The sequence below is a fragment of the Dysgonomonas sp. Marseille-P4677 genome (genome assembly GCF_016652235.1).
Taxonomy (GTDB): domain Bacteria; phylum Bacteroidota; class Bacteroidia; order Bacteroidales; family Dysgonomonadaceae; genus Dysgonomonas.
In genome coordinates this window covers 1-6,674 of sequence record NZ_JAEPKU010000180.1, presented here as the reverse complement: position 1 = coordinate 6,674, position 6,674 = coordinate 1, and the positions used below count along the sequence as shown (strand labels likewise).

Here is a 6,674-nt window from a genome sequence, read left to right as displayed (position 1 = left end):
CAGGAGTTTAGCTTCTCATCTGCCAATATCTCTCTAACTGACTCTATTGAAAATACACAAGATGGTTTCTCTTTTATAAAAGCAGGAGATAAAAGCTATTCTGTAGAGGTTGTTTCTTGTCACCAAAATGAGTATGAACTACTTGTTGATGGTATCAATTATAGTTTGTCGGTAGAAACACCGTTTTCTCTAAAACGGAAGAAGATGTTCACATCTCAACGAAACGAATCAACGACTATCCGATTGAAAGTCCCTATGCCGGGCAAAATATTGGAAGTTATGGTGAAAACATAGGATTCTGTAAAGGCAGGAGATACTCTACTTGTGCTTGAAGCAATGAAAATGCAGAATGCAATTCTAGCCAGCACCAAAGGTATAATAAAGAAAGTTTTGGTTAAGGATGGAGATACAACAAGTAAAAGTGATTTGTTGATTGAATTGGAAAAAGAAGTATAAAGACTACTACATCAATTCGTATCTATAATGAGTGTGTGTCAAATGAATTTTGGCACATATTCGCTCAATAAACGATTATGTTGTATACATGTTTATCGATTTCTCATCTAATAATTAGGAAAGAATAATATACAACCAAAGAAAAAGAACGTAGATGTCAAGAAAACGATATGATATTTTTTATATATTCATAATGTTTCTTGACAATCACAAAAAGATACTCTACCTTTGCCGTAGATTTTGGTAATCGGAACATTTCATATTCCGATGAAAGGGAATCCGGTTAAAAACCGGAGCTGTACCTGCAGCTGTATTCCTCATAAGAGCGATTGACAATCTTAGCCACTGTTCTATTCGAATGGGAAGGCGTCAATCTGAGGAGAGCCAGAAGACCTGCCAGATATCGAACAATAAACACCAAGCTTCCAGGAATCGAAGTGGTTGTGTAAATACCCGATAGTGTATTTATCGCTATTTTATTATTTTAGGAAACTCGATGTTTTATTTTATTGATTTAAAATCAGAAAATAAGATATATGAGGTTATTGACATTACTAGGGACATTCCTTCTATGTTTCCAATTAGCAAATGCTCAAAGTTTCTCCCTACAAGGGCGAATCATTGATAAAGCAAATAGTGTTCCACTTATTGGAGCCAGCGTATTTATTGTAGATGCGAATCTAAAAACACAAACAGGAACGGATGGAAAGTATTCCATCGAAAATTTATCCAAAGGAACATATAAATTAATCATATCATTTATCGGTTACGAATCGGTGCATGACACTATTCATTTACAGAGGAATGGCTTGTCGAAAGATTACGCCTTAAGTCTCAAAGATGCCACAATGCAGGAAATAGTTGTAACCGGAACCGGAACCGAACATTATCTGAAAGATGCTCCCGTACAAACAGAAGTTATCACAGGGAAAGCCTTAAGAGAATATTCAGGACGAAGTATTGAAGATGTATTGGGCGGCCTATCTTCTTCCTTAACTTTTCAGGAAGCAGATATGGGTAGCAACATTAAACTCAATGGATTAACAAATGACTATATTCTTATTCTTCTGGATGGACGGAGAATAAATGGAGATGTAGGTGGACAGAATGATCTGAATAAGATTAACATGAGCAACATCGAACGTATAGAAATTGTAAAAGGAGCCGTATCTTCTTTGTACGGATCAGACGCTATCGGAGGAGTAATTAACTTCATTTCGAAGAAAGAAAAGGATAAACTCTCTATTCAGAATACGACAAGAGTAGGAGAATACGGAGATGTAAATCAAAACAATAGCATCAATTGGAACCACAAAGGATTCAGTTCTTCTACCTTATTTAGTTTGAAGCACACCGATGGGTGGAGAAACACTACACAAGAATGGCACAGGGCTAGACTAACCGAAAATAGTGTAACAAGAACGATCAACCGATCTACCAATTATACTATTACAGAAAATATAACATATAAAGTAAGCAAGCAGCTTGAACTAAATGCAGATGCTTCATTCTATGAAAAATGGACTGATAGACCAATGGGAAATCCACTGTGGAGACCAAATGGGTTTTACTATCGGAATCAAACTTATGGCTCCGGGGCAAAATACAGCTTACCTAACAAAAATATAATCACAATGGATGTTTCTTTTGATAGATACGATTACCATTATGATTACATAGGACGCGAATACACTGATTATTATGATGAAAGTGGAGACCGAATTGTATACTACCCAGGCGATCGGATACTCCAATCGTCCCAAAGAAGGTTGCTCACAAATCTGAAAGGAATATTTCATTTAGGGAAACAACATAAATTGAATACCGGTGTCGAATATGTATGGGATAAACTTGTTTCTCCATACCGTTTAGATGGAGATAAGGCAATAACATATTCTCTATCGGCTTATGCTCAGGATGAATGGAATGTAACCGAGCAATTAAATATAACTGTCGGCATAAGGTACGGACACAGTAAAGACTTTGATAATATATTTACCCCGAAAGTATCGGCTATGTATAAGTTGGGTAACTTCAATTTACGTGCTACATACTCCAATGGATACAAGGCTCCTACTGTGAAAGAATTATACTACCATTATTATGCAACCTTAATGAGTAAATTTAAAGCCTATTATGGTGACACAAATTTAAAGCCTCAGAAATCAAATTATTTTGCAGCGAATGCAGAGTTTATTATTCCGAAATTCAAAGTAAGTATAACAGCCTATCATAACCGTATGAAGGATATGATATCACTTCAGCATACTGAAACCTCCTATGAAGATAAATTATTATTAGTTGAAGAAACTATGAAATATGTAAATCTGGCTAAAGCTCGAACTTATGGGGTTGATCTCACTTTCGAAGTTCAATTGCCATGTTCTATTCGCTTGGCAGGTGGTTATAGTTATCTGGATGCTAAAGCCCAGCGGACAGATGATGACGAAGCTGCAGACTTTATGCAATACGTGTATATAAATGGTACTTCGCGACATAATGCCACATTTAAAGTATCGTGGTCTAACTCATGGAAGAGATATCAACTAGGGCTTAACCTGAATGGCAGGTACCAATCTAAAAAATATTTTACATCCGATGGCGATGCTGATGGTTTTCAGATATGGAGACTTAATACATCTCATTCTTTGCTTGATAAGAAAAAAATTAAGTTGAATATGAATGTTGGGATAGATAATATATTCGATTATGTAGACCGCACCCCGTTTGGTCATAATAGAGGTACTACTTCACCCGGGCGTAACTATTATGCATCAGTTACAATCAAATTTCAGAATACTAATAAATAAACTAAATTTTAAAAATTTTGAATTATGAAAAACGTATTAATGTATCTTTTCACATTTACACTTATTTTGTCGGTTAGTGTGTTTACAGCATGCTCTGATGATGATGAACCATCCGAGAAAGAACATAGTGCAGTAAAAGTTGAAAAAAAGAACAATACAGCCTTGCTGCTCTGTTCTTTTGGTAGTACTTATCAGCAACCGCAAGCTACCTATGACCAGATTATTGCCGATTATAAGGCCGCTTATCCAAACACAGACATCTACATGTCTTTTACTTCACGTACCATTGTATCACGTGTTTTTAATCAAATAGGAATAGCTTATGCACAGCCCGACTTATGGTTATCAGCTATAGCAAAGAGCGGATATGAGAAGGTGTATATACAATCATTGCATATCATTCCTGGTGAAGAATACTTAAGCTTAATGAATACTGATGTAAAGAAAAACTTTATGATACCTAATCCCAATATAGTTGTTGCTAAGAGTCCATGTCTGCTTGATACTGAAGAAGATGTAACAGAAGTAGCAAAAGTATTATATAGTTACTACAAAGAACTCCTCAACAAAGGTGAAGTAGTTGCCTTGATGGGACACGGTAATCCTGATACAGAGTATACACATGCCAACACAAGATATGATCAGCTGGAAGTGGCTTTGCAAAAATTGAGTGGAAAGAAAAACATTTTCATCGGAACAGTTGACTGGGGAGAAAAAATGTTTTCTCACATACGAGAAGAAATAAAGGCATTTGCGAAGAGAGAGAGTAAAGAATACAAAGATGTAGTTGTAAATCTTGCCCCACTGATGTCAATAGCAGGAGACCATGCACAGAACGACTTACTTGGCGGTTTGGAAGACGGGCAAACCATGGATAAAGTAAATCCTGACGAAAATGACTGGGATGCTGAATATAGCTGGAAACTAAAACTTGAGAAACTTGGATTCACTATCAGTACAAATGGATCGGTAACTGACGAAAAAGGGTTCAATGTTATCGGATTAGGCGATCACAAAAACATCCGGAAAATATGGATCAATCATATGGCGGATGCTGTAAAAAATGCCGAATCGTGGAGCGAACATCTTCCTGAATAAAGAGATACCTATATATGAAGAGTGACATAGCATGTTACTCTTCATTCTTAATAAGAAGACAAACTCAATGTTATGAGTTCATAAAGCAAGAATATTTCCTTTAAATAAATAATTTTCATGTTGGGTAGATTGTTATCAACTATATTTTTGTGCTGTGTCTCGAATGTTATACTTGCACAAATAGTGGTCAAAGGTAAGGTCGTAAATGAATCGGGGAAACCTGTTTCGGAGGCTAATGTATGGTTTGAATATACCAATATCGGTACTGCAACAAATAATAAAGGGGAGTTTGAATTGAGAAACTCTTTCCAAGGAAAATATACACTGAGAGTAACCTCATTCAATTATGAAGGGATACGTATTCAGATACAAGAGTCGAACGAGGATATGATAATTACTTTAAAAGATTCTCCTCTCAAATTGAGTGAGGTTGTCGTAACAGGTACTAGGTACGCATAATAAATTAAAAAACAGTCCAATATCGATTGATGTTATTTCTCAAAAAGAACTAAAAAACACAAGCTCATCTTCATTCGAAAATTTGATGATGAATCTTACGCCATCTCTTTCTTTTACTCCCAATGCAATGGGCTCTAATCTGCAAATGAATGGACTAAGTAACAAATATATATTAATTTTAGTTGATGGAAAAAAACTAGCCGGCGATGTGGGTGGTAACATAGATCTTTCACGTATCAATATGACTAATATTAAACGTATAGAAATACTGAAAGGTGCAGCCTCCTCACTTTATGGCTCAGAAGCCATGGGGGGAGTTATAAATATTATAACAGATAAACCTAAAGATCATATCTATATAAATTCATATACCCGCTATGCAGAAAGAGGGCAGTTTACACAATCTATAAATGCTGACATCAATACAAAATGGATAAACTCTTCAACTTCGTTCCAACGAAACCAGTCACAAGGTTGGAAACTCAATCCTCAAGAGCTTATCAAAGGAGAATTGAAAGATACTCATAAACAGCCTGTCAATTCGTTTTACTCGGATATATTTACTCAACAGTTCACAGTAAAAGCGAATGATGCGTTAAGTATGTATCTTGAAGGAAGTTTGTTTGACCGTAAGTTAAAGCGTCCTCCTTTAAAGAAAATATACGAATACGATCTGAAATATAATGATTATACGATAAGTGCAGGAGCCAAATACAGATTTCGTAATAAAGGGCTTATCAATCTGGATATGTATACAGATAATTTTGATTATTATAAGGTATATACGATTGAAAATAATTCAAACAAGGAAGGAAGTGAAACACTCGAACGTCGTCAGAAATACTATGATATAAACTTAAAAGGATCTTTTGATTTTGGCAATTCTAATCGTATTACAGCAGGAACTCAATATCAGATAAACTATCTGAACAGTATAAGCGATATCGCCGATGGTTCTCGTGATGTATATACTCTGTCATTCTATGCACAAGACGAGATTCGTCTGCTCAATCGCAAGCTTCAGCTTGTGCCCGGATTCAGATATGTTTACAACGAAACATTCCAAAGCTACTTTACGCCCAAGATGGCTGCAATGTACTCTCTCGATCATTTTAATTTTCGGGCTTCATATGCAGCCGGATTTAAAGCTCCAGATTTAAAGTATTTGTTTAGTAATACCGAATCAAAAGCCGCAAACGGGAAAATGTCTCTGGCATTGGCAAATAAAAACCTGGATCCCGAAACATCGGACTATTATTCGCTAAATATCGAGTATTTCAATAGCTTTATTAACTTTTCTGTCAGCGGATATATTAATGATGTGAAGAATCTAATAAAACTAGTTGAGGTAAAATCGTTTCCTTCAGAATATGAAGGAAAATTTGATAATGTAAAACAATACGAAAATGCATCAAAAGCAAAAATAAAAGGAATAGATGTGAATTTCAATTCCAGCTTAGGATATGGATTAACAATGGGATTAGGTTATAGTTATGTGAATTCACGAGATTATGATACACAGAAGGAATTGGAAAAAATAAGCAAACATACCGGGATCATAAACGCAAACTGGAATAAGAAATGGTGGATTGTAGATTCGAATATAAGTTTCAATGGTCGTTTGCAAAGCAAGCGTTATTATAAAGAAGGAGATGGCCGAAATATTAATCTGTGGAGCATAGCCACACGCCACCAACTGAAAAACATGAACGGAATAGTTTTAGAACCCGGATTCGGTATCGAAAACATATTCAATTTTGTTGATGATCGTCCTTATGGTGTTAGTTATGCAACGCTTACACCCGGTAGAGTTGTTTATATAAGTATGGGTATAAAGTTTTCTAAATAGAG

Annotated in this window: 4 protein-coding genes, 2 pseudogenes and 1 riboswitch; all 6 genes and pseudogenes read left to right on the top strand. The window is 35.6% G+C overall.

The annotated features are described in order from the left end of the window. Window positions 1-294: pseudogene (locus JGH11_RS20380) on the top strand (hypothetical protein); the annotation flags it as partial. Between the two features lie 12 nt (window positions 295-306). Further along, window positions 307-456: pseudogene (locus tag JGH11_RS20375) on the top strand (biotin/lipoyl-containing protein); the annotation flags it as partial. Window positions 457-680: 224 nt separating this feature from the next. Further along, window positions 681-872, top strand: a riboswitch (cobalamin riboswitch). A gap of 120 nt (window positions 873-992) precedes the next feature. Next, a complete protein-coding gene (locus JGH11_RS18415; RefSeq protein ID WP_236264171.1) occupies window positions 993-3,266 on the top strand; it encodes a TonB-dependent receptor in 2,274 nt (757 codons plus the stop codon). 24 nt (window positions 3,267-3,290) lie between these two features. Next, window positions 3,291-4,364, top strand: coding sequence for a sirohydrochlorin cobaltochelatase (locus tag JGH11_RS18410; RefSeq protein WP_201114245.1), 1,074 nt, complete (start codon window positions 3,291-3,293; stop codon window positions 4,362-4,364). 117 nt (window positions 4,365-4,481) lie between these two features. Then, complete coding sequence (locus JGH11_RS20370; RefSeq protein ID WP_236264169.1) at window positions 4,482-4,823, top strand: carboxypeptidase-like regulatory domain-containing protein; 342 nt, start codon at window positions 4,482-4,484, stop codon at window positions 4,821-4,823. Between the two features lie 19 nt (window positions 4,824-4,842). Then, a complete protein-coding gene (locus JGH11_RS20360) occupies window positions 4,843-6,672 on the top strand; it encodes a TonB-dependent receptor plug domain-containing protein (protein WP_370567633.1) in 1,830 nt (609 codons plus the stop codon). The last annotated feature ends 2 nt before the right edge of the window (window positions 6,673-6,674 follow it).

Bases quoted from the DNA above. Each gene is read 5' to 3' on its own strand.
- JGH11_RS18415 (WP_236264171.1), top strand. From the start codon at position 993: ATGAGGTTATTGACATTACTAGGGACATTCCTTCTATGTTTCCAATTA.
- JGH11_RS18410 (WP_201114245.1), top strand. From the start codon at position 3,291: ATGAAAAACGTATTAATGTATCTTTTCACATTTACACTTATTTTGTCG.
- JGH11_RS20370 (WP_236264169.1), top strand. From the start codon at position 4,482: ATGTTGGGTAGATTGTTATCAACTATATTTTTGTGCTGTGTCTCGAAT.